Below are 20,176 nucleotides of genomic sequence, written 5' to 3' on the forward strand. Positions count from 1 at the left end.
CTCTCCTCAGCGCTGGTCCGGGCCGCGTGACTTGGAGAGCAGCTTGGCGGCCTGCCGACGATGCCTGCGGCCGAGGGTCGTGTCGTCGCGGAGCTCGCGAAGTACGGTCCACGCTCGCTGCGGGTCGGTCCATGAGAGGCACTGTGCGGCCTGCAGGCGGTCGGAGGCCTTCACCTCGGGGTCCCGGGCGAACCTTTCGTGCAGTCGTGCGGCGCCGTCGGGGTCGGCATTGGCCAGCATCCAAGCCGACCCGATGCGCTGGCCGACACCCAGGGTGGCGTCATCGGCCAGGAAGTGGAGTAGTTCCGCCTGCCCCGGCCCCCCGTCGAGCCACTTCAGGGCGGTCACCGCCTGGAATCGGGCCCCGGGGAGCAGACTGCCGTCGCGGGCAAGAGCGTGCAGTCGCCGGACGCCGGCCACCCGATCGATGTCGGTCAACGCTAGCGCTGCTTTCAGCTGGTACCTGCTGTCCGCAATCGTGCGGCGGGGATGTGCCGGATCGATCTCGGTCGCCGTCTCCGTGGCCTTTGTGCGGTCGTAGCCTTCCAGGCCCGTTTCCTGGACGAGATCCCCGAGGAATCGGGCGGGTTCGTCCGGGGCGAATCCGGCGAACATTCTTGCCGCGGCCACCCGGCCGAATCCGGCCATGCTGGGATCCGCGGCGAGTTCGCGGAGGAGTTCGACGCCGCTCGCGACGTCGACGAAGATCACCAGCGTGGCTGCCTGCAGGCGGCCGAATGGGTTCAATGACCGGTCCCGGGCGAGCCGGCTGAGTGGGTCTACGCAGTTCTTGATGACTTCGTTGGGAAGAGAGGTTCCCGATGTCATCTGGTTGATCAGGAACTTGTAGCCCTCAAGGCCCGCACGGCGCGAGGCCATACGGGTCAGGAACTCGGTCTTGAGGGGGTGGTCGTCGGGCGTGAGGTCGAGGAGGAAACCGTTGAACGGGTCGTACTCGGGTGGCATCCAGTATCTGGCGAACCACAGGCGTGGGCTGACCCCCGCAGAAAGCGACCTGCCCGGAGTGTGCCGGGCGGGGCGGAAGAAGGTCTCCCGGAAGACGGTACGGAGTCTCTCCTCGTCGTCGACGACATGGCGGGCGGCGAAGTACTCCAGGAACGTCTGGTGGATGAAGACGAGGTCGTCCGCGCGCCGGATCAGCAGTCCGGTGCCGCACAGGACCGACTCCAGGAAGTCCCGCCAGCGCCTCTCCGGCACCGCCTCCGGCCGTTCGGCGCACTCGTGGTCTCGCGCGATGTCGAGGACGGGCCGCTTCTCGTGTTGCGTGAGGAGGAGCCGGTGGGCCAGGTCGGCGAGTATGGGCCGGAGGTTCTGGACGGTCCGCTCGGCGCGGACCTCCGCCTCGGAGCCGTACTGCCGCATGGCGGTGCGGGCCTGTTCCACGGCGCCTGCGGCGTACTGGCGTTCGTGCAGCAGGTTCACGAAGCTGTGGTAGACGTCGCGGCGCCCCTCGGGGAGCGATTCTCCGGGGCTGGCCCGGAGCTGGCAGAGCATGGACAGCGTCAGGGGGACACGGGCGAGGCCGGTCAGGCCGACCCTGTCGAGCCCGCGAAGGAACCGCCGTGCGCTCTCCTCGGGTTCGGCGGCGCCGAGGACCCGGAGCCAGCCGGTCGCTACGCGCTCCCTCTCGTCCGTACCGAACGGTTCCAGTTCGTGGCGCGGGACGTCCGGGCCGAGGATTCCGGGGATGCCGGGTTCGACCTCGCGCACGGGGCGGGTGGCCACGACGAACGCGTAGTCGGCACCGGCGTGTGCCACCGTCCTGAGGACGTCCTCCCGGCCCTCGGCGCTCGTGATCTCGTCGAGGCCGTCGACCAGCACCAGCCAGCTGTGTCCGGGGCCCGGGCGGTCTTGGAAGAAGGTGGCGGGCAGGGGGGTCGTGAGGCCGTACGGGCGCAACTGGGCGTTGACGGTGTCGGCGAGGGCTCTGCTGAGGGGAGCGCCCAGCAGGGCGGCCGCTGGCACCAGGACCGGTGCGGGGCCCGGGTCGTCGGTGCCGTCGAGCCACTGGGTGACGCCGTGGGCGAGGCGGGTGCGCAGCAGGCTCGACTTGCCGCCGCCCGGTCCCGCGACCACCAGGCAGATCCCGTCACCGGTCAGGACCTCGTCGACCGGCCGCGGCGGGGACGGGGCGTGCGGCAGCTTCTGGGGTACCACCTGCTGGCGTACGTAAATATGGGACAGTGGCGGCCTGGTGCCCGGGACGGCCCCGGGGTACGGGTGCTCGGCGGCGGCGAGCCGGGCCGCGCGCAGATACCGTCCCAGGTCCGTGCCCACCTGGCTCAGCCGGGGACGCCCGCCCCCGTGCCGCTCCAGCAGGTCGGCGAAGCCGGGATCCCCGGCGAACGACCGGGATGGACACGCGTGCAGCCGGCGGTTCGCGAACGCCTCGTCGTCGTGGATGACGACCCCGACGAGACGGTCCCGGCAGAAGACCGCGCTGCCGGAGGCACCGGCCCACGCCTTCGCACCGTCCGGCGCGTGCCCCTGATCGAGGACGTACCGGTCCTGGTCGCCCCTGCCCCCGCCCAGCGGAGGCAGTTCGCCCCGCAGGTGCTCGACGCTGTGCTGACCGTCCCGTGTCGTCGCCGACGGGAAGCCGAGGGCGTCGTAGGGGAGCGGGTCGGTGCCGGCTGGGTCGCCCCAGCGGACCGCGCCGGGCACCTCAATGGGGTCGTCGAGCAGGAGCAGCGCCACGTCCCGGCCGTCCGGGTGGGTCCAGCAGACCTGTGCGCCACAGCGGTGCGTGTCGTCCTGAGGGTGTCCCACGCGCACGTCGAGGCGGGGCCAGGACGATCCCGCCGTCTCCACCACGTGCCGGGCGGTGAGCACCAGACGCGGTGCCACCAGGTATCCGCTGCCGATCCGGCGGAACCCCGTGTCTTCGCCGGCCCGGACCAGGGCGAGCCGTCGCCGGTCCACCTCAGCCTTCCTCGTTCCAGGAACCGGACCGCTGTCCGCCGATCTCGGGGCTGCCGCCGCCGGTGGCCCGGTCCTTGATCTGGAGCTTCAGCGTCAGCTTGTGCGACCGGGCCGACGAGCGCTCGGCGCCTCCGCTCGCCGTCGCCACCCCGAACTGCAGCTTCCCGCCGCCCTTGACGTCGTCGCGCAGTTCCAGCAGCAACTCCAGCTGGGCCTCCTGGATCTCGAAGGCGAACTGCTCCCGGGCGCCCCGGTCCTGGGCCTCGTACAGCTCCTGTCGCAGTTCCTCGATGGCCGCGGCCAAGCCGATGGTCGCCATGGCAACTCCCCGTGATCGCAGGCTTGTAGAGAGCAGTGTGCCAACCCGCGACCATCGCTGAGAACAGTCCGAGTCCCCTCGGTCACGAGGAGGGTTCGAGTGCCTGCTTCGAGAGGGCCTTCGGGTCACCGCCGGTGAAGGTGACGTACGTGGCCAGGAAGCCCACGGCGTAGCCGGTGAGCAGGCCGCCCGCGTAGATCGCCGCCGCCAGGGCCGGGCCGCTGTTTCCCGTCAGCAGGGGGAAGAGGGCCCAGCCCGAGGGGCCGATGGCGGTGGCGCCGACGCGGTCGCCGAGCACCGCGAAGAAACCGACGAAGGCCCCGCCCGCCGCGCCGCCCGCACAGGCGGTGAGGAAGGGGCGGCCCAACGGCAGGGACACGCCGTAGATCAGGGGTTCGCCGACACCCAGCAGCCCTGCCGGGAGGGCGGACTTGATGGTCGTACGCAGTGATGTGTCGTGGCGGAGGCGGGCGTAGACGGCGAGGGCGGCTCCGACCTGGCCCGCGCCTGCCATGGCCAGGAGGGGGAGCAGGACGGTGTAGCCCTGCTGCTGGATGAGGGTGGTGTGGATGGGGATCAGGGCCTGGTGGAGGCCCAGCATCACGAGAGGGAGGAAGAGGCCGCCGAGGAGCAGTCCGGCGAGGGGGCCGGTGGTGGCGAGGAGCCAGTTGGCGGCGGTGCCGATGGCGGAGGACACGAGACCGGCGGCGTACATCAGGCCGTACAGGGTGGCCAGTCCGGCGATCAGGACGGTGACGGTGGGGGTGAGGAGGACGTCGAGGGCGTCGGGGACCCGGCCTCGGCACCACCGTTCGACGTAGACGGCGAGCAGGGCGGCGGCCAGCGCGCCCAGCACCCCGCCCTGGCCCGGTGCGAGCGCCACCCCGAAGGCGGTCACCTTCGCGACGCCCGGATAGACGACGATCGCCGCCACCGCACCGCCCAGCACGGGCGTCCCGCCGAACACCTTCGCCGTGTTGTACCCGACGAAGACGCTGATCAGGGCCATGAAGCCGGAGGCGATGGCGGCGAGGGCCGGGGTGAGCCAGGGCAGCCAGCCGGCGTTCACCAGCAGCCCGTTGAGGCCGGCGAGCACTCCGCAGCCGATCAGGGCGGGGATGAGCGGGACGAAGACGTCGGCGATCCGGCGCAGGGCGGTCTTGACGGGGGTGGCGTTGCGCCGGGCGCGGGCCGTCCGCAGTTCGGCCCCGCGTGTCGCTAGCCGCTCGGCGGCCAGCAGCCGTTCGAACTCGCTGGCCACGGCGACCACGGCCCCCGGCCCGATGACGATGTGGAAGCTGTCCCCGTCGGCCACCACCCCCAGCACGCCGGGGACCGCCCGCACCGCCTCCCCGTCGGCGAGCGAGGGATCGCTCAGCCGCAGCCGCAGCCGGGTCATGCAGTGGGCGACGGAGGTGACGTTCGCGGGGCCGCCGACGAGGGGCAGCAGCGCGGTGGCGGTGTCGTACGACGATCTCTGCACACCCCGAGCGTGCGGGTCAGCCGGCCGCCGTGGCGAGCGCGGCGCGCAGATGGCCCCCGGACTCCTCCAGAAGGCGGGCGGCGGTGGGCCCGTCGACGTCGGCCAGGATCACCAGGATGGCGTTCTTCACCTCGCCGCCGGTGGCGGTGAGGGCCGCCTCGATCTCCGCGTCCCCGGCGCCGGTGGCGAGGGCCACGATCCGTCGGGAACGGGCGCGCAGCTTCTCGTTCGAGGCACGGACGTCGACCATCAGGTTCCCGTAGGTCTTGCCGAGCCGGATCATCGTGATCGTCGACAGCATGTTGAGGACGAGCTTCTGGGCGGTGCCGGCCTTGAGGCGGGTGGAGCCGGTGAGCAGCTCGGGGCCGACGACCACCTCGATGCCGTGCTCGGCGGCGGCCGCGAGCGCGCTGCCCTCGTTGCAGGAGAGACCGACGGTCAGGGCGCCGAGGGCGCGGGCGTGCCCGACGGCGCCGACGGCGTAGGGGGTGCGGCCGGAGGCCGAGATGCCGACGACGGAGTCGGCGGCGTGCACCCCGAGGGCGTCGAGATCCTTCCGGGCAAGCTCCGCCGAGTCCTCGGCCCCTTCCACGGACGTGACCAGGGCCTCGGGGCCGCCGGCGATGACGCCGACGACCTGACCGGGGGCGGTGTTGAAGGTGGGCGGACACTCGGAGGCGTCAAGGACGCCCAGCCGCCCGGCGGTACCGGCACCGGCGTAGATGAGCCGGCCGCCTTGGGCCATACGGGCGGCGATCGCGTCGATGGCGGCGGCGATCCGGGGCAGGCGCAGGGCGACGGCGGCGGCGACCCCGGCGTCCTCGCCGTTCATGAGACGGGCGATGTCGAGGGTGGGGAGCATGTCGATCTCGGCGAGCTCGGGCCGGAAGGCCTCGGTGGTGAGCGCCTCCAACTCGGAGCGGAGGGCGCGGTGTTCGGTGGTCATGGAGAACGGTTCTTTCTGACTCGGTCGAGTGCGCCCACCAGGGGCGCGGGGCTGAACCGAATATGCGGCTCCGCCGCGTGTGCGCGACCAGCCACATCCGGCCCGCACACGCCCACGACGATCAAGTACTACGGTCTATCGAGGCACATTCCGATGCCGATGAGCCAACGCCTCGTAGGACGCCGCCAACGCGGGAGCCGCCGCTTCATACGTCCGCTGCGCCACCCCCACGAACAGACAGTCCACGACCAGCAACTGACTGGTCCGCGAGGACATCGCAGCGGGCCGCAGCTCGCTCTCCCGAGCCGTGGACGTGGTTAGCACATGGTCGGCGTACTGGGTCACCGAGGAGTCCGGCCGCCCGGTGATGGCAACGGTCGTCGCCCCCCGCTCGAACGCGACCCGCAACGGCTCTATGACATCTCCGGTCGACCCGGAGTGCGTGATGGCGATGGCCACGTCACCCGCCCGCAACTGCACCGCATTGGTGACCGCCAGATGCGGATCACTGTGCGCATGCGCTATCAGCCCTATTCGCAGCAGCTTCTGCGTGAGGTCCTGGGCGACCAGCCCGGACGCCCCGATGCCGTAGACGTCGGTCCGCCGGGCCCCGGCGAGCGCGCTCACCGCGGCCCCCAACTGCACGGTGTCGAGGCCGGCGGCCGTGTCCGCGAGGGTCTGCTGCTCGTCGTAGGCGAGTTTCGCGACGACGTCGGCGATCGGGTCGTCGACGGCTATGTCGGTGGTGATGGAGGGCGCCCGCCCCGACTGCTGGTGGGCGGCGAGCCCGGCGAGGGCGAGCCGCAGGTCGCGGTAGCCGGGGTAACCGAGCAGCCGGGCGGTGCGTACGACGGTCGCCTCGCTCGTGCCGGTGCGCTCCGCGAGTCCGGTGACCGTGAGGGCCGCGCAGCCGGCCGGGTCGCCCGCGACGGCCTCGGCGACGCGCTGCATGGAGCGGGTCATGGAGGGGGCGAGGGTGCGCACCTTGGCCGCGAGGGCGGCCGGAGCCGGCGGCGCGCTTCCCGAGGGCGGGGTCCCGCCCGGACTGTTGCCGAAAATTTCCTTCACGTTCTCGGTCACCCCTGAAAGATATTTTCGTTTCGGGCGCCCGGTCAAGACCGCGCACAATGGGACCATGGACCCCGTAAGCCCCCTGGAACAGGCGCTGCACGCAGCCCGCGCCCTCGTGCTCGCCGACCTGGTCGCGGGTGAGGTCGCCGAGGCGGACGTCGTCTCGCTGGTCGAGGACTCCGTCGTACAGCGGCGCTGGTGGGTCGAGCAGTGGCCGGAGGGGGCCGGGTACGTGGCGGGGCTGGTCGCCCAGGACGTACAGGACGCGCTCCTTGAGCGGTACGGGCGCTGGCCGCTGTGCCCGGTGTGCGGCACCGGCGACCCGCACGCCCTGGACGTCGAACCGGAGCTCGGCCCGGACCCGCACTGGGTGTGCCACAAGGCGGGCGTGAAGGTCGCCTCCGTCGGCTCCCTGGGCCGGGCGACGGGCGGGATGGCGTCCTCATGACGGTGCTCTCATGACGGTGTACATCGACCCACCGAACTGGCCTGGCCACGGCCGCATGTGGTCCCACCTGGTCAGCGACGTCTCGTACGCCGAACTGCACGTCTTCGCCGAGGACATGGGCGTACCCCGCCGCGGCTTCGAACGCGACCACTACGACATCCCGTCGCACCGCTACGCGGACGCGGTACGGGCCGGCGCCGTGGAGGTCAGCAGCCGCGAGGTGGTACGGCTGCTGCACGGGGCGGGGCTGCGCAGACGCAAGAGCGACGTGACCCCATAACCGCCTCTACAGGGCCCGCAGTTCGAAGGCCAGCCCCTCGCCGTCCTCGCTCACCTTGGTGAAGCCGGCGCGGGAGACGACCGCCTGGGAGGGGAGGTTGGCGGGCTCGACGGTGGCGAACAGGGAGCGTACGTCGTCGCGGGCCAGGGCCCAGCCGGCCAGTGCGCGCAGCGCCTCCGTCGCGTAGCCGTTGCCGCGGGCGGACGCGCTCAGGTCGTAGCCGATCTCCACCCGGCCCTCCTCGTCCGGCGCGGAGTGGAAGCCGATACCGCCGACCGCGCGGCCGTCCTCCCGGCGGACCAGGGCGAACACCCCGAACTCCGGCCGGTGCACGCCCCCTTCGTACGCCTTCACCAGGAAGCCGGAGGCCTCCCGGGTGCCCTCGTACGGGCCGCCCTCGACCCACCCGAAGCCGCCGTCGCCGCCGAGGCCCAGATCACGGGCCTCGGCGGGGCGGATGCCGACCAGGTCGAGGCGGTCGGCGGGGATGACGAGGTTGTTGCGCCAGCGCCAGTCGGTGACCGGCGCGCGGCCGGGTAGCTCGCCGCGGCCGGTGGCCCACAGCAGGGTCTGCCAGGGCGTCGGACCGGGCTGGACGTGCGGGAAGATCAGCGACAGGACGGACTCGGCCAGTTCGTCGGACGGCCGGTAGGGGACCCCCAGCCCCTCCGCCATGTCGTGCGTGTGGAGCAGCACTTCGGCGATGCCCATCGCGGCGAAGCCGACGCGGTCCGCGCTGCGGAAGGGGAACGGGTGGAAGGCGCGGACCTCGCGCGGGGTGGTTCGGACGGTGGCGGCGAGCAGGGCGCCGGTCGTCTCGACCACGTGCAGCAGACCGGAGTCGTCGGTGCCGTCGTCGAGCTTGAGCTCGAAGGGCATGTACGCGTCCTGGGCGCGCCCGGCCAGATTGGCGGCGTACGCGACGAGAGCGTCGGCGACATGGACCGCCGTCTCATGGCAGCTCCAGTCCAGCCCGCCCGCCTTCACCTCCGCCCAGTCCCGGTCCACCGCCGGCCGCAGCGCCGCGACACAGCCCGCGACGGCCTCTTCCACCTGATCCCCACCCAATTCGCGCATGGGTTGCACCCTAGGACGCCGGATCCTGTGCGGTCGACAGCATTTCCAGCTCGGCGGCGAGGTTGTAGCGGGCGGTTGGCTCCCACTCCGCCCGGCCGTGCGGGGTTCTGAAGAGCCGTGGCAGGCCGAGCAGTTGGCGGAGGATCGCGGAACGGCCGTCGCGGAAGGCGTCGTTGGGGACGAAGTGGTACTCCTCGCGTACTTCGGCCGCGTAGGCGGCGTACGCGGAGGGCGGCGCGGCGAGGATCGCGAGGTCGGCGTCGCACAGGACCTCGCCGTTGCGGTCGCCGGGGGCCGGGTCGTGGGTGACCGTGAGCCGGACCAGGCGGGCGATCTCGGATGTCCCGGCCTCGGAGAGCCCGGCCTCGGGGAGGGCCCGTTCGGCCAGGCGGGCCGAGCGCTCCTCGTTCTCCGACCGGTCCGGCAGATACACCGCGTCGTGGAACCAGGCGGCGAGCCGGACCAGATCCGGGTCGTCCGCGTACTCCTCCAGTACGTCGATGCGGTCGAGGACCGCCGTGAGGTGGGCCAGGGTGTGGTACCGGCGCTGGGGCTCCTGCCAGCGGCGCAGCAACTCGTCGGCGTACGGGTCGGGGTCGGGGAGGGACGAGTCGTCGTCCCGCGCCACGAGGAGGGCACGCCGCCAGCGGGAGCGCAGGTCCTGGATATCGGCCATGCCCCCATTCTCCCGCGCCACCGGCATCGCCCCTAGCGTGGAAGGCATGACAACTGCTGCTGACGACGTACGTGACCCCTTGCTCCCCGGACGTCTGCTCACCGCCGAGCGCGACGCGCTGCTCCCGCTCCTGCGCTCCAGGTCCGACGCGGACTTCGCGCTCCCGACCGCCGCGTGTCCGGGCTGGACGGTGCGGGATGTGCTCGCACACTGTTCGGCCGCGCTGATCCGGGTGGTGGAGGGCCGCCTCGAGAAGGGGGCGTTCTCGCCCGAGTCGAACGACCGGGACATCGCCGACCGCGCCGAGTGGACCAACGCGCGGGTCCTCGACGAGCTGGAGCGCGGGATGACCGAGGCCGGCGAGGTGATCGCGGGGCAGGCCGACGGGCGCATGGACGGGATCGCCTTCGGCGAGTGGGTGCACGCCGGTGACGTCCGTGACTCCCTGGGGGTGCCCGGGGCCTACGCCGGCGTGGGCCGGCCGTACGCGCTCTCACTGCTGGGCCGGGTCACCCGGGACCGGGGGCGTCTGCGGGTGCATGCCGACCTGGACGACGTGGACGAGCCGCTGCAACTGGGGGCGATGAGCGGGACACGGACGCCGGCCCGTTTCATCGGCGACGCGGCGACCCTTGTACGGCTGTACACCGGGCGGGCGCTCGACGGGGCGTCGTACGAGCTGACGGGGGCGGAGGCGAAGGAGCTGAATCTGTTCGGGTGAGCGGCCGGGGGCGGTCTCGCGGCCGTATACGGTCCCCCCGTACCCTTGGGATTGGACTAGACCTCCTGCGGTCGGCCGGTCGGGCCGGTCGGCCGGCCGTGCGGGGGTACCCGGGGAACACCACGGAAGGGGCCCTATGAGCACGCGTGCAGTCCTGGAGGTGATCGCCCTCGACGCCGAGGACGCTGTCGCCGCCCAGGCCGGAGGCGCGGACCGCCTCGAACTGGTCACCGACATGGCGGCCGACGGGCTCACCCCGCCGCCCCGGACCTTCACCGAGATCCGGGCCGCCGTCGACATCGACCTGCGCGTGATGCTGCGGCTGGCGGACGGGTTCGCGGCGGGGGACGTCGACCGCCTGGTGGGGGTGGCCGGGGAGCTGCGGGCGGCCGGGGCCGACCAGTTCGTGCTCGGGTTCCTCGGCGCGGACGGGGATGTGGACCTCGCTGCCGTGGAGCGCGTGGTGGCCGAGCTGACGGGCTGCCGCTGGACCTTCCACCGGGCCATCGACCGCGCCGCCGACCGCGACGCGCTGCGCAAGCAGCTCGCCGACCTTCCGGGCCTCGACACCTACCTCACCGCGGGCGCGGCGACGGGCGTGGACGAGGGCCTGCCCACTCTGCTGGAGGAGGCCCGGCGGGGCGGCGAGCCGGGGTACGGGCAGACGATCCTGGTGGGGGGAGGGCTGCGGCTCGATCATCTGCCGGAGCTGCGGGCGGCCGGGCTCGACGCGTTCCATATCGGCGGCGCGGCGCGGCCGGCCGGCTGGGAAGGGCCCGTGTCGGAGGAGGCGGTCCGGGACTGGCGCCGGGCCCTGGACGTCGTGCAGGCGCTGCCCGGGTAAGCGGCCAAGGACACGGGGGTCGCCATGGTGGAGGCGGCGCGGGTCGCCGAGGCCGCCGCCCTCGCCATGGCCGGCGACCGACTTTCCTACGGCACCTTCGAGTTGTGCGCCCCCGGCATGGTCGACCGGGTCGAGATGGCGGCGATCGCGAGCGAGGAACTGGGGTGGCCCGTCCGCGCGGAGGTGATCCCGCTGGAGGAGTGGGCGGCCCGGATGCCCGAGGGACCGGAGCGGGACGGGCTCGTACGGATGATGCGCCATTACGACACCCATGGCTTCCCCGGCGGGAACTCCCTGGTCCTCCGCGCGGTCCTCAGGCACGAACCGCGCACCCTGCGCGGCTACTTCCGCGAGCTGGCTCAGTCGGCCAGCTGAGGCGGCAGCGGTGCCGTGTGTGTCACGATCAGGCCGGAGACGGCTCGGGTGAGGGCGACATAGAGGCGGCGCAGGCCCGTGCGTTCGTCGGGTTCGCCGTCCACGACCGCCCGCGGCTCGTCCAGTACCACGTAGTCGTACTCCAGGCCCTTCGCGAGTGACGCCGGGACCAGGGTGAGACGGGTCTGCGCCGTCGTCTCCTCGCCGGGCGCCAGATAGCCGATGCCCGCCGTCGTCAGGGCCTCCGCGAGCGCCGGGATCCGGGCGTCCGCCGCGATCAGGCCGGTCGAACCCTCGTTGCGCAGCAACTCCGCACAGGCCGCGACGACTTCGGCCGTACCGGCGATCTCCCGGAGATCGAAGAAGCCCGGATTCTCACGGACCGACGCCACCGGGGTGAGGCCGGGGGCGATGTGCGGGAGGAGCCGGGAGGCGTACGTGATGACGTCCGTCGGGACGCGGAAACCCGCCGTCAGCTCCTCGATCAGGCCGTCCCTCTTGCCGAGGTGGGACAGGGCCTCGTCCCAACTCCTGGTCGCCCAGGGCGTGGTGCCCTGCGCCAGGTCGCCGAGGACGGTCGCCGAGCCGGTGGTGCAGCGGCGGCCGACCGCGCGGTACTGCATGGGGGACAGGTCCTGCGCCTCGTCGAGGACCACATGGCCGAGCGAGTGCGTCCGCTGGACCAGATCCGTCGTCTCGTCGATCAGTACGGCGTCCGCCGGCGACCACCTGGCCGACTTGACGCTGCGCACGGGCTTCGCCCACACGATCGTCTTCTGCTCGTCGCCGGTGAGGACCCCGTCCGCGTGCACCGCGAGGAAGTCCGCGTCCGTGAGCAGGCGCAGGACGAGCTTCGCCGGGTCGACCGGCGGCCACATCCGTTTGACGGCCGCCTTCACCGCCGCGTTGCGGGCCACCGCATCCTGCACCCGGTCGTCCGGCGCCTCGCCCGAGCGCTCCATCTGGACCAGCACGGCGTGTGCGATGCGCTGCGGGAGGGCCTCGCGAGCGGCGCCGTACCGGATGTCGCGGTCCAGCAACTCGCGGACGATGGTCTCCAGTTCGTACGCCGGGACGCGCCAGCGCCGGGAGCCGCGTACCACCACGACCGGTTCGGTGGGCATCGTGACATGCGCGTAGAGGGCCCTGCGCAGCACCTCCGCCATCCGCGCGTCGCCCTTGATGACCGCGGCGGCCGCGGTGTCGGTGCCGCGCACGTCGACGCCGTTCGCCACCAGGTCGTCCACGGTCGCCTGCCGGACCGTCAACTCGCCCAGCGCGGGGAGCACCTGCTCGATGTAGTGGAGGAAGGAGCGGTTCGGGCCGATGACCAGGGTGCCGGTGCGGGCCAGCCGATCCCGGTGGGCGTAGAGCAGGTAGGCGACCCGGTGCAGGCCGACGGCCGTCTTCCCGGTCCCCGGGCCGCCCTGCACGCACACCGTCCCGCCCAGCCCGCTGCGCACGATCTCGTCCTGCTCGGGCTGGATGGTCGCGACGATGTCGCGCATCGGGCCGACGCGCGGGCGCTCGATCTCCTGCTGCAGCAACTTGCTGGTCCGGGCCGCCTCGGCGGGGTCGGACAGGTGCTCGTCCTCGTACGCCGTGAGCTCGCCGCCGGTGTATCCGAAGCGGCGGCGCAGCGCGACGTCCATCGGGTCCTTCTTGGACGACCGGTAGAACGGCTGCGAGACCGGCGCACGCCAGTCGATGACCATCGGGTCGCCGTCGTGGTCGTGGACGTGCCGGCGCCCGATGTAGAAACGCTCCCCGTCGGCGCCCTCGGCCTGGTCGGCGCCGGGGGCGTGCAGGTAGTCGAGACGGCCGAAGAAGAGCGGGGTGTCGCTGAGGTCGGCCAGCGCCTTGATGCGCTCGTCGATCTGGCGGGCCAGGACCTCGGCGTTGACCCAGTTCGCGGTGACGTCGCTGATGTCCAGCGACTCGACGTCCTCGCGCATGGCGCGCAGGGCGGCACGGGATTCGGCGAGGTGGGAGCGCTCGCGGGAGAGGGGGTCCGCGAGCGGGGTGTCGAGCGGGTCGTGGGCGGGCGTGGACAAGGGGGTGCCTCCGAAGGCCTGCGAGTGGATGGCGCTCAGGTGTGGGTGGCGCACGGGTGGCGACCAGCCGACCGGTTTCCGTCCGGGCGGCGGCACTCCGGGAAAGGAGGCGGGCAAGAGCGGAGAGTCTAGTGAGGCGGGGGCGGGGAAGGCCAATGGATTTCCCGCGGCGCGCCGAGCGGCGCCGGCTGTGCCACATCCCCTAGGGGGAGCGTCACCGAGAGGGTCGGGCGGAGGTAGGGGGGCGGGTCCATCCGCGGGTGGACCGGCGGATGCCGGAAATTGGACCCGTGGACCGATGCCGTCCTTATGCCCGAAGTTCCACTATTGAGGCATGAGCGCAGCAACCATCACACCAACCCCCAGCCGTCCACCGGGCGCGACGGCCGTGGACGGAGCCCCCCATCACCGCCTGGGCGACGCCCTCCGCGCGATCAAGGTCTTCGTCAGCGCGGCGTTCAGCGTCGTCATACTCGGCGAGTACGGCGAGGAAGCGGGCATACGCCGCAGGTAACGACATAAGGTCACCTCCGTGCCGAACCGGACGGTGACATCATCCTCCCTCCTACCAATCCCTCTCCTGTCCATCTCCCTCCTGGCAGTCTCCCTTTCCTCGTTCACCGCCCTCTGCGTCTTGCTCCGCGCCCCGATGGCCGATCTGGTGGTCTACCGGGCCGAGGGCGAGGCCGTGGTCCACGGCGCCGATCTGTACGGCTTCACGGTCACCGAGTGGCGGCTGCCGGCGACGTATCCGCCCTTCGCGGCGGTCCTGTTCGTCCCGACGACCTGGATCCCCGTCCCGGCCCTGAAGGTGGCGTTCCTCGCGGGCAACGCGCTCCTCCTCGCCTGGCTCGTCGCCCTCTCCGCCCGGCTGGCCGGCCGCACGGCACCACCCCTCCCCGTGCTCTGCACGGCCACCGCACTCGCCCTCTGGCTGGAGCCGGTCTTCCAGACACTCCTCTTCGGCCAGATCAACCTGGCGATCGCCTGCCTGGTCCTCTGGGACCTCACCCGCCCGCCCGGCGCCCGCGCCAAGGGCCTGGCCCTGGGCATCGCGACGGGCATCAAACTCACCCCGGCGATCTTCATCGCCTACCTGTTCCTCACCGCACGCAGAAAGGAGGCGGCCACCGCGACGGCGTCCTTCGCCGCTACCGCACTGCTGGGCGCCCTTCTCCTCCCCTCGGCCACCGTGGACTTCTGGACGCGGCGCCTGTTCGAGCCGGGCCGGGTCGGCAAGGCCTGGATCGTCGACAACCAGTCTCTCCAGGGCCTGATCGCAAGGGTGTCGGCCACCGAGGCACCGGGCCTGGCCTGGGCGCTCCCGGCGACCGCGCTCGCGGCGACGGGCCTGTGGCTCGCGACCCGCACCCGCCGCGGCCATGGAGATCATGGAAACCTCGGGGACCGCTGGGGCATCCTGATCACCGCGTTCACGGCGCTGCTGATCAGCCCGATCAGCTGGTCCCATCACTGGGTGTGGTGCGTCCCGCTGCTGGCGGTGCTCCTGGCAGAGGCCCGAACGGCCCTCGCGCTCACCGCGGCCGCTCTCTTCACGGCCCGCACGATGTGGCTGCTGCCCCACCAGGGCGACCTCGATCTGCACCTGCCGTGGTGGCAACAGCCGTTCGCGTCGCCGTACGCCCTCCTGGGGCTGGCGCTGCTGGCGGGCGCGGCCGTCGCCCTACGACGGCACAGCCGCGCCCTGCCGGATCCTCAGCCCTCCGCGTCCGCCGCGCCTTCCGCGAGGATCTCGTCCGCGTCCATGATGCGGTAGGCGTAGCCCTGCTCGGCCAGGAAGCGCTGCCGGTGGGCGGCGAAGTCCTGGTCGAGGGTGTCGCGGGCGACGACGGAGTAGAAATGGGCCTGGTGTCCGTCGGCCTTGGGGCGGAGCACCCGGCCGAGGCGCTGGGCCTCCTCCTGGCGGGAGCCGAAGGTGCCCGACACCTGGATGGCGACCGTCGCCTCCGGCAGGTCGATGGAGAAGTTGGCGACCTTCGACACGACCAGCACGCTGATCTCGCCCTCACGGAAGGCGTCGAAGAGCCTCTCGCGCTGGGCGTTGGAGGTCTCGCCCTTGATGACGGGGGCGTTCAAGTGCTCGCCGAGCTCGTCGAGTTGGTCGATGTACTGGCCGATGACAAGGATCTGCTGCCCCGCGAAGCGGCGGACCAGCGCCTCCGTGACCTTCCGTTTGGTCGCGGTGGTCGCACAGAAGCGGTACTTCTCCTCGGTCTCGGCGGTGGCGTACGCCAGCCGCTCCGAGTCCGTGAGGTTCACCCGCACCTCGACACAGTCGGCGGGCGCGATATAGCCCTGCGCCTCGATCTCCTTCCACGGGGCGTCGAAGCGCTTGGGCCCGATGAGAGAGAACACGTCCGATTCCCGGCCGTCCTCGCGCACGAGGGTGGCCGTCAGCCCCAGCCGCCGGCGCGCCTGCAGATCGGCGGTGAACTTGAAGACAGGAGCCGGCAGCAGATGGACCTCGTCGTAGACGATCAGACCCCAGTCGCGGGAGTCGAAGAGTTCCAGGTGCGGGTAGACGCCCTTCCGCTTGGTCGTGAGTACCTGGTACGTGGCGATCGTGACGGGCCGGATCTCCTTCCGCGTCCCGCTGTACTCCCCGATCTCGTCCTCGGTGAGACTCGTCCGCTTCACCAGTTCGTGCTTCCACTGTCGCGCGGAGACGGTGTTGGTGACGAGGATCAGGGTCGTCGACTTGGCCTGTGCCATGGACCCGGCACCGACCAGCGTCTTCCCCGCCCCACAGGGCAGGACGACGACACCGCTGCCGCCGTGCCAGAAGTTCTCCACGGCCTGCTTCTGGTACGGCCGCAGCGCCCAGCCGTCCTCGGCGAGCTCGATCGGGTGCGCCTCGCCGTCCACGTATCCGGCGAGGTCCTCGGCGGGCCAGCCCAGCTTCAGCAGCGTCTGCTTGATCTGCCCGCGCTCGGAGGGGTGCACGGCGACGGTGTCCGGGTCGATCCGGGCGCCGACCAGCGGGATGATCCGCTTGGAGCGCAGGATCTCCTCAAGGACCGGCCGGTCGGTGGTGGTGAGCACCAGCCCGTGCGCCGGGTGCTTGGAGAGCGTCAGCCGGCCGTACCGGTCCATCGTCTCGGCGATGTCGACCAGCAGCGCGTGCGGTACCGGGTAGCGGCTGTACTCCACCAGCGCGTCCACGACCTGCTCGGCGTCATGCCCGGCCGCCCGCGCGTTCCACAGCCCCAGCGGGGTCACCCGGTAGGTGTGGATGTGCTCGGGTGCCCGCTCCAGCTCGGCGAAGGGCGCGATCGCCCGACGGCAGTCGTCGGCCCGCTCATGGTCGACTTCCAGGAGCAGCGTCTTGTCGGACTGGACGATCAGCGGACCATTCACGCGCGCACCCTTTCCCTTCGGCCCATGCGGCCATCGCCATGGCGGCCATCGTCATGGGCCAAAGTTCCAGTCTGCCTCATGCGCGGGCGATCACATGCGCCGCTCCACGGAACGCGCACCGCCCGCGCCCGGCTTTCGGGGCGTACATGACCGTCCCGTACAACCTTGGGTCCGTTTCGGGTGTCATGTCCAGGGGGAGCAACGCAGCGCGCGCGGCTCGGTGAGGAGGGGTGGGGTGACGTCCGTACGTATCTGGGGGCCAGGCGCCGGGGCGGTGGCGGTGCTGGTGGTGACCGGGGTGTGGGCAAGCGGATCGGTCAGCGTGGACGGCGGTCTGTGGGCGAAGGTTCGCCCCGCGATAGAGGCCCGGCTCGTGGCGCAAACCTCCGGCACCGGGCCCGGGGAGAGCGAGCCCGCTCTCAGGTCGCGGTGGTTCTGCCGGGCGGAGGCCCTGGAGCTGGCGGAGAGCGGGGGCCAGGTGCGGGCCGGTGTCAACACCCTGTGCCTGGAGTACGGCGTGCGCGCCGGCACCCTGGTGGAGTGCGGCGGCGCGCAGATACCGCAGGTGGTGCGGCTGGAGCGGGACTCGGCGAGCGGCGGCTACCGCGTCGTCTCGCAGGAGGAGCCGCCGGACGGCGCGGGCTACGGCGAGTGGACGGAAAGCCACTTCAGCCGCCACACCGAGTCCCGCCTCGACCAGGAGATGGAGTCCACCGGGCTGGAGACCGTGGCCCGCGCCCACTTCGGCTTGCCGGCGGAGGCACAGGTGCGGGACTGCTAGCCGCCCGCTCCGCTATTCCTCCCACACCTCCCACTCCTGTTACTCCTCCGCGAGTTCCGCCACCCCCGTCACCCGGTGCAGGGGGTAGGTGCGTACCTCGTCGGCCGTGTGGTCGTACGCCGTGACGAAGCCGCCCTCGACGCGGATCGGGGCGATGACGCGCTGGCTGGCGGTGCCCTCGGCGTTGACGTAGCCGATCCAGAGGGTGCCGCCGGTGAGGACGGCGGCCTGCATGGTGGCGAGGGTCTCGGCGGGGGCGGTGCGCGGGAGTTCGCCGCCGTTGACGGCGGTGCCGGTGGGCTTGCGCGGGGTGGTGGCGGCCAGGTCGCCGGCGCGGACCGCACGGATCGCGGCGGAGAGGAGGGTGCCGTCCGGCGGCGGCGGGCCGTCCGGGACCGGCGCCGGGGCGGTGCGCGGCGGCGTGCGGTGGGCGTGCGCGCGGGTGATCAGGACGTCGCCCTCGGCGGACTCGGCGGCGGGCGCGTAGCCCATCGCGCGCAGGCCTTCCAGGAGGGTGGCCGGGTCGGCCTGGGTGGCGAGCACGGTCGGGGCCAGCCGGCGCAGGCGCAGGGCGGCGGCCCGCTTGTCGGCCATGATCTCGTTCAGGACGGTGTCGTCGTCGCAGCGGACGTACGCCGAGGCAGCCCCCACCCGCAGATGGCCGTGCCTGCGGGCCACGTCGTCGATCAGGTACGCGAGCGGCTGCGGGACCGGCGTACGGGAGTGGGTGGCGAGAAAGGCGTGCAGATCGGTGGCGGTGCGGCCGGCGTCCAGGGCGCGGCGGACCGAGGCGGGCGTGAAGCGGTAGACCGTCGCGCCGCCCTTCGACTCGACGTCGGCGAGTACGTCCAGCGCTTCGGCGAGCGGGCGGTGCAGCGGGCCGGGGGCGACCGCCGTCAGGTCGGCCTGGAGCAGCACATGGTCCAGGGGCTCGGGCAGGAGTGGAGCGAGGAGACGGCCGGCGGCCGCGGCCGCGACGGCCTGTCCGGGCGGGGAGAGGGGTTCGAGCTCGGCGGGGCGGTGGTGGTGCACGGGGAGCTTGTCGCCGGGGCCGGAGGACTCCTGCTCCTTGTCCGCCTCCACCGGTGGCGCGCCGAGCAGCGCCCTGCCGTGCGCCGACAGCGCCCCGCGTCCCGTCACGCCGAGCAGCTCGGCCTCCGACAGGGTCCAGCGGGCCAGCCGGCCGCGCAGATCGTCGTCGCGTTGCTGCGGGCCGCGCAGCGGGCGTTCCCAGCGCAGCCGGGCCAGCAGCGAACCGGCGGCCGGTGCGGTGCCCTCCGGGAGCCCGGCCAGCAGGGACAGCACCCGGTGCCGTACCGCGGGCGCGGCCGAGCGGTCGAGGCCGGGGCCGAGCGCCGACAGGGCGCGGTCCTTGGCGTCCCGGCCGCCGACCAGGCCGGCGGTGCGGGTCGCGGTGAGCCAGGCCTGTGCGAGCTGGGTCCAGCGTTCGGCCGGGGGGCGCTCCAGCCACTCGTCGTAGGCGGGGGTGGCCGCGTAGCGTTCGTCTGCCTCGTCGTCGGTGGCGAGCAGGCCGGCCGCGTACGCCAGCTCCACCCAGAAGGCGGCGATCGGCTCGGGCAGGTCCAGGGCCACGGCCGTCCGCTTCAGATCCCGGACGCTGAGCCCGCCGGCCCGCAGCACGGCGGGGCCGCCCTCGTCCCAGTCCTTCAGCAGTTCCTCGACGGTCGCGAGGGCGGTGTACGCCTGTCCGGCCGCCGTCGCGTCCACAACCTGTGGACGGTGTGTGGCCGCCGGCTCGACCGCGGGCGGCACCGGCTCCGGCTCGCGGTGCGCCCGGCCCTCGCGCAGATGCAGGGCGACCTCGCGGGGCAGGACGACCGTGCCCGGCCCGGTCGGCAGCAGCAGGCCGCGGTCGAGGAGCCAGCGCAGATGGGCGGCCGGTTCGGGGGTGACGTGGCCGTACGGCGGCCCCCAGACGAGCCGGGAGAGGACCTCGCGGGACTCGGGGGGTGCGGCGGCGAGCAGCTTCGCCATCTTCTTCCGGTGGCCGAACAGCTTGCTGAGCGCGTCCACCGCGGACACCGAGTCGTGCGTCGAGGGCAGTCCGGCGGTGGTGACGATCTCCTGGATCCGGCCCGGCGACATGCCCGAAGTGGCCTCCCGCACGGTCGGGCCCAGCCCGGTCGGCGAGGGGTACTGCGGGGACGGGGCGAGCACCTCGCGCGCGGTCCGCACCAGCCGCAGCCGGTCGTCGTCGCCCCACACCAGCGCCTGGTCGCGGAGCACGCCGAGGGCGCGGGGCAGGGCGGCGGCGACCAGCGGGTCCCCGCCGTCCCCGGCCAGCAGGCCCAGCAGTTCCGGGTACGTCGCCGGGTCGCCGGCCACGGCGAGCGCCTCCGCGGTCTGCAGGGCGAAGCGGTCCAGGCGCTCCAGGGCGCGCAGTACCGAGGCGCGGGTGCCGGCCCGGGTGGCCAGCTGGGTGAGGTCGGTGGGAACGGGGGTGATGAGGTCGGGGCGGGCGCGCAGCAGTACGGCCAGGGAGGCGTCGTCCCTGGCGCGAAGCGCCTCCGCGAGGGAACGCGGCGGGGTGGCCGGGTTGCTCATCCGACCCACGGTAGCGGGTGCGGGGCGGGGACCGGGATCACTGTCCCGGGGCCGCTTCTGTGTAGAGGGCAGCCACAGGGAGAACGGAACGTTGCGCAGATGTCCCCCGCATGAACTTCGGCAGGAGGATCACGGCAGTTCCGGCAACACTCGCCACGCACTCGCCACCCTGGGCTCCCTGGCCACCGCGGGAAGTCAACTATGCGCCCGGCCAT

At 72.6% G+C, this 20,176-nt stretch carries 18 protein-coding genes; 8 read left to right on the forward strand and 10 right to left on the reverse strand.

Translation table 11 applies throughout. The annotated features are described in order from the left end of the window. Positions 1–6: 6 nt before the first annotated feature. The 5 genes from ABZ396_RS07175 to ABZ396_RS07195 form a co-directional block, all read right to left on the reverse strand. Positions 7–2,943 carry a trypsin-like peptidase domain-containing protein gene (locus ABZ396_RS07175; protein ID WP_358916531.1) on the reverse strand — a complete coding sequence of 979 codons (2,937 nt, stop codon included), beginning with the start codon at positions 2,941–2,943 and terminating at the stop codon, positions 7–9. A 1-nt stretch (position 2,944) separates the two neighbouring features. Next, on the reverse strand, positions 2,945–3,262 hold the full coding sequence (locus tag ABZ396_RS07180) for a trypco2 family protein (RefSeq protein ID WP_358916533.1): 318 nt from the start codon (positions 3,260–3,262) through the stop codon (positions 2,945–2,947). An 82-nt stretch (positions 3,263–3,344) separates the two neighbouring features. Continuing rightward, entirely contained in the window at positions 3,345–4,745 is a 1,401-nt protein-coding gene (locus tag ABZ396_RS07185) for a PTS transporter subunit EIIC (RefSeq protein ID WP_358916534.1), read from the reverse strand. A gap of 16 nt (positions 4,746–4,761) precedes the next feature. Then, positions 4,762–5,691 carry an N-acetylmuramic acid 6-phosphate etherase gene (gene murQ / locus ABZ396_RS07190; protein ID WP_358916536.1) on the reverse strand — a complete coding sequence of 310 codons (930 nt, stop codon included), beginning with the start codon at positions 5,689–5,691 and terminating at the stop codon, positions 4,762–4,764. A gap of 135 nt (positions 5,692–5,826) precedes the next feature. Further along, positions 5,827–6,771 carry a MurR/RpiR family transcriptional regulator gene (locus ABZ396_RS07195; RefSeq protein ID WP_358916537.1) on the reverse strand — a complete coding sequence of 315 codons (945 nt, stop codon included), beginning with the start codon at positions 6,769–6,771 and terminating at the stop codon, positions 5,827–5,829. Positions 6,772–6,826: 55 nt separating this feature from the next. Between ABZ396_RS07195 and ABZ396_RS07200 the strand changes: the two genes are divergently transcribed. Next, on the forward strand, positions 6,827–7,210 hold the full coding sequence (locus ABZ396_RS07200) for a hypothetical protein (protein ID WP_358916539.1): 384 nt from the start codon (positions 6,827–6,829) through the stop codon (positions 7,208–7,210). Between the two features lie 10 nt (positions 7,211–7,220). Continuing rightward, positions 7,221–7,490: a DUF4031 domain-containing protein gene (locus tag ABZ396_RS07205; protein ID WP_358916541.1), complete on the forward strand. Its 270-nt coding sequence runs from the start codon at positions 7,221–7,223 to the stop codon at positions 7,488–7,490. Positions 7,491–7,496: 6 nt separating this feature from the next. On the opposite strand, the gene ABZ396_RS07210 is transcribed toward ABZ396_RS07205, so the two are convergent. Further along, complete coding sequence (locus ABZ396_RS07210; protein WP_358916543.1) at positions 7,497–8,567, reverse strand: GNAT family N-acetyltransferase; 1,071 nt, start codon at positions 8,565–8,567, stop codon at positions 7,497–7,499. Positions 8,568–8,577: 10 nt separating this feature from the next. Next, on the reverse strand, positions 8,578–9,243 hold the full coding sequence (locus ABZ396_RS07215; protein WP_358916545.1) for a hypothetical protein: 666 nt from the start codon (positions 9,241–9,243) through the stop codon (positions 8,578–8,580). Positions 9,244–9,289: 46 nt separating this feature from the next. Between ABZ396_RS07215 and ABZ396_RS07220 the strand changes: the two genes are divergently transcribed. The 3 genes from ABZ396_RS07220 to ABZ396_RS07230 all read left to right on the forward strand — a co-directional run bounded on the left by ABZ396_RS07220 (position 9,290) and on the right by ABZ396_RS07230 (position 11,183). Further along, positions 9,290–9,964 carry a maleylpyruvate isomerase family mycothiol-dependent enzyme gene (locus ABZ396_RS07220; RefSeq protein WP_358916547.1) on the forward strand — a complete coding sequence of 225 codons (675 nt, stop codon included), beginning with the start codon at positions 9,290–9,292 and terminating at the stop codon, positions 9,962–9,964. A 136-nt stretch (positions 9,965–10,100) separates the two neighbouring features. Then, positions 10,101–10,808, forward strand: a complete 708-nt coding sequence (locus ABZ396_RS07225; protein WP_358916549.1) for a copper homeostasis protein CutC — start codon at positions 10,101–10,103, stop codon at positions 10,806–10,808. 24 nt (positions 10,809–10,832) lie between these two features. Continuing rightward, positions 10,833–11,183 carry a hypothetical protein gene (locus ABZ396_RS07230; protein WP_358916551.1) on the forward strand — a complete coding sequence of 117 codons (351 nt, stop codon included), beginning with the start codon at positions 10,833–10,835 and terminating at the stop codon, positions 11,181–11,183. Here ABZ396_RS07230 and ABZ396_RS07235 read toward each other — a convergent pair. Further along, positions 11,168–13,237 carry an ATP-binding domain-containing protein gene (locus ABZ396_RS07235; RefSeq protein ID WP_358916553.1) on the reverse strand — a complete coding sequence of 690 codons (2,070 nt, stop codon included), beginning with the start codon at positions 13,235–13,237 and terminating at the stop codon, positions 11,168–11,170. The two genes, ABZ396_RS07230 and ABZ396_RS07235, sit on opposite strands and share 16 nt — an antisense overlap. A gap of 334 nt (positions 13,238–13,571) precedes the next feature. Between ABZ396_RS07235 and ABZ396_RS07240 the strand changes: the two genes are divergently transcribed. Both ABZ396_RS07240 and ABZ396_RS07245 read left to right on the forward strand, forming a co-directional pair. Then, positions 13,572–13,751 (forward strand): hypothetical protein, encoded by a 180-nt coding sequence (locus tag ABZ396_RS07240; protein WP_358916555.1) that lies wholly within the window; start codon positions 13,572–13,574, stop codon positions 13,749–13,751. Between the two features lie 135 nt (positions 13,752–13,886). Beyond that, positions 13,887–15,014 (forward strand): glycosyltransferase 87 family protein, encoded by a 1,128-nt coding sequence (locus tag ABZ396_RS07245; RefSeq protein WP_358916730.1) that lies wholly within the window; start codon positions 13,887–13,889, stop codon positions 15,012–15,014. Here the strand turns inward: ABZ396_RS07245 and ABZ396_RS07250 are convergent. Next, positions 14,954–16,615 (reverse strand): DNA repair helicase XPB, encoded by a 1,662-nt coding sequence (locus ABZ396_RS07250; protein WP_358916557.1) that lies wholly within the window; start codon positions 16,613–16,615, stop codon positions 14,954–14,956. The genes ABZ396_RS07245 and ABZ396_RS07250 overlap by 61 nt on opposite strands. Positions 16,616–16,850: 235 nt before the next feature. Here ABZ396_RS07250 and ABZ396_RS07255 point away from each other — a divergent pair, with 235 nt between their 5' ends. Beyond that, complete coding sequence (locus ABZ396_RS07255) at positions 16,851–17,396, forward strand: hypothetical protein (protein ID WP_358916559.1); 546 nt, start codon at positions 16,851–16,853, stop codon at positions 17,394–17,396. A gap of 39 nt (positions 17,397–17,435) precedes the next feature. Here the strand turns inward: ABZ396_RS07255 and ABZ396_RS07260 are convergent, their stop codons facing one another. Further along, entirely contained in the window at positions 17,436–19,961 is a 2,526-nt protein-coding gene (locus ABZ396_RS07260) for a helicase-associated domain-containing protein (protein ID WP_358916560.1), read from the reverse strand. Positions 19,962–20,176 lie beyond the last annotated feature (215 nt).

Origin of the sequence: Streptomyces sp. NPDC005866 (assembly GCF_040629895.1) — a bacterium.
In the GTDB taxonomy this organism is placed as follows: domain Bacteria; phylum Actinomycetota; class Actinomycetes; order Streptomycetales; family Streptomycetaceae; genus Streptomyces.

What these genes read in the sequence shown, in the direction of transcription:
- ABZ396_RS07225 (WP_358916549.1), top strand. Translation starts at nt 10,101, where the DNA reads ATGAGCACGCGTGCAGTCCTGGAGGTGATCGCCCTCGACGCCGAGGAC.
- ABZ396_RS07215 (WP_358916545.1), bottom strand. Translation starts at nt 9,243, where the DNA reads ATGGCCGATATCCAGGACCTGCGCTCCCGCTGGCGGCGTGCCCTCCTC.
- ABZ396_RS07240 (WP_358916555.1), top strand. Translation starts at nt 13,572, where the DNA reads ATGAGCGCAGCAACCATCACACCAACCCCCAGCCGTCCACCGGGCGCG.
- ABZ396_RS07230 (WP_358916551.1), top strand. Translation starts at nt 10,833, where the DNA reads ATGGTGGAGGCGGCGCGGGTCGCCGAGGCCGCCGCCCTCGCCATGGCC.
- ABZ396_RS07245 (WP_358916730.1), top strand. Translation starts at nt 13,887, where the DNA reads ATGGCCGATCTGGTGGTCTACCGGGCCGAGGGCGAGGCCGTGGTCCAC.
- ABZ396_RS07205 (WP_358916541.1), top strand. Translation starts at nt 7,221, where the DNA reads ATGACGGTGTACATCGACCCACCGAACTGGCCTGGCCACGGCCGCATG.
- murQ (WP_358916536.1), bottom strand. Translation starts at nt 5,691, where the DNA reads ATGACCACCGAACACCGCGCCCTCCGCTCCGAGTTGGAGGCGCTCACC.
- ABZ396_RS07200 (WP_358916539.1), top strand. Translation starts at nt 6,827, where the DNA reads ATGGACCCCGTAAGCCCCCTGGAACAGGCGCTGCACGCAGCCCGCGCC.
- ABZ396_RS07260 (WP_358916560.1), bottom strand. Translation starts at nt 19,961, where the DNA reads ATGAGCAACCCGGCCACCCCGCCGCGTTCCCTCGCGGAGGCGCTTCGC.
- ABZ396_RS07210 (WP_358916543.1), bottom strand. Translation starts at nt 8,567, where the DNA reads ATGCGCGAATTGGGTGGGGATCAGGTGGAAGAGGCCGTCGCGGGCTGT.
- ABZ396_RS07220 (WP_358916547.1), top strand. Translation starts at nt 9,290, where the DNA reads ATGACAACTGCTGCTGACGACGTACGTGACCCCTTGCTCCCCGGACGT.
- ABZ396_RS07180 (WP_358916533.1), bottom strand. Translation starts at nt 3,262, where the DNA reads ATGGCGACCATCGGCTTGGCCGCGGCCATCGAGGAACTGCGACAGGAG.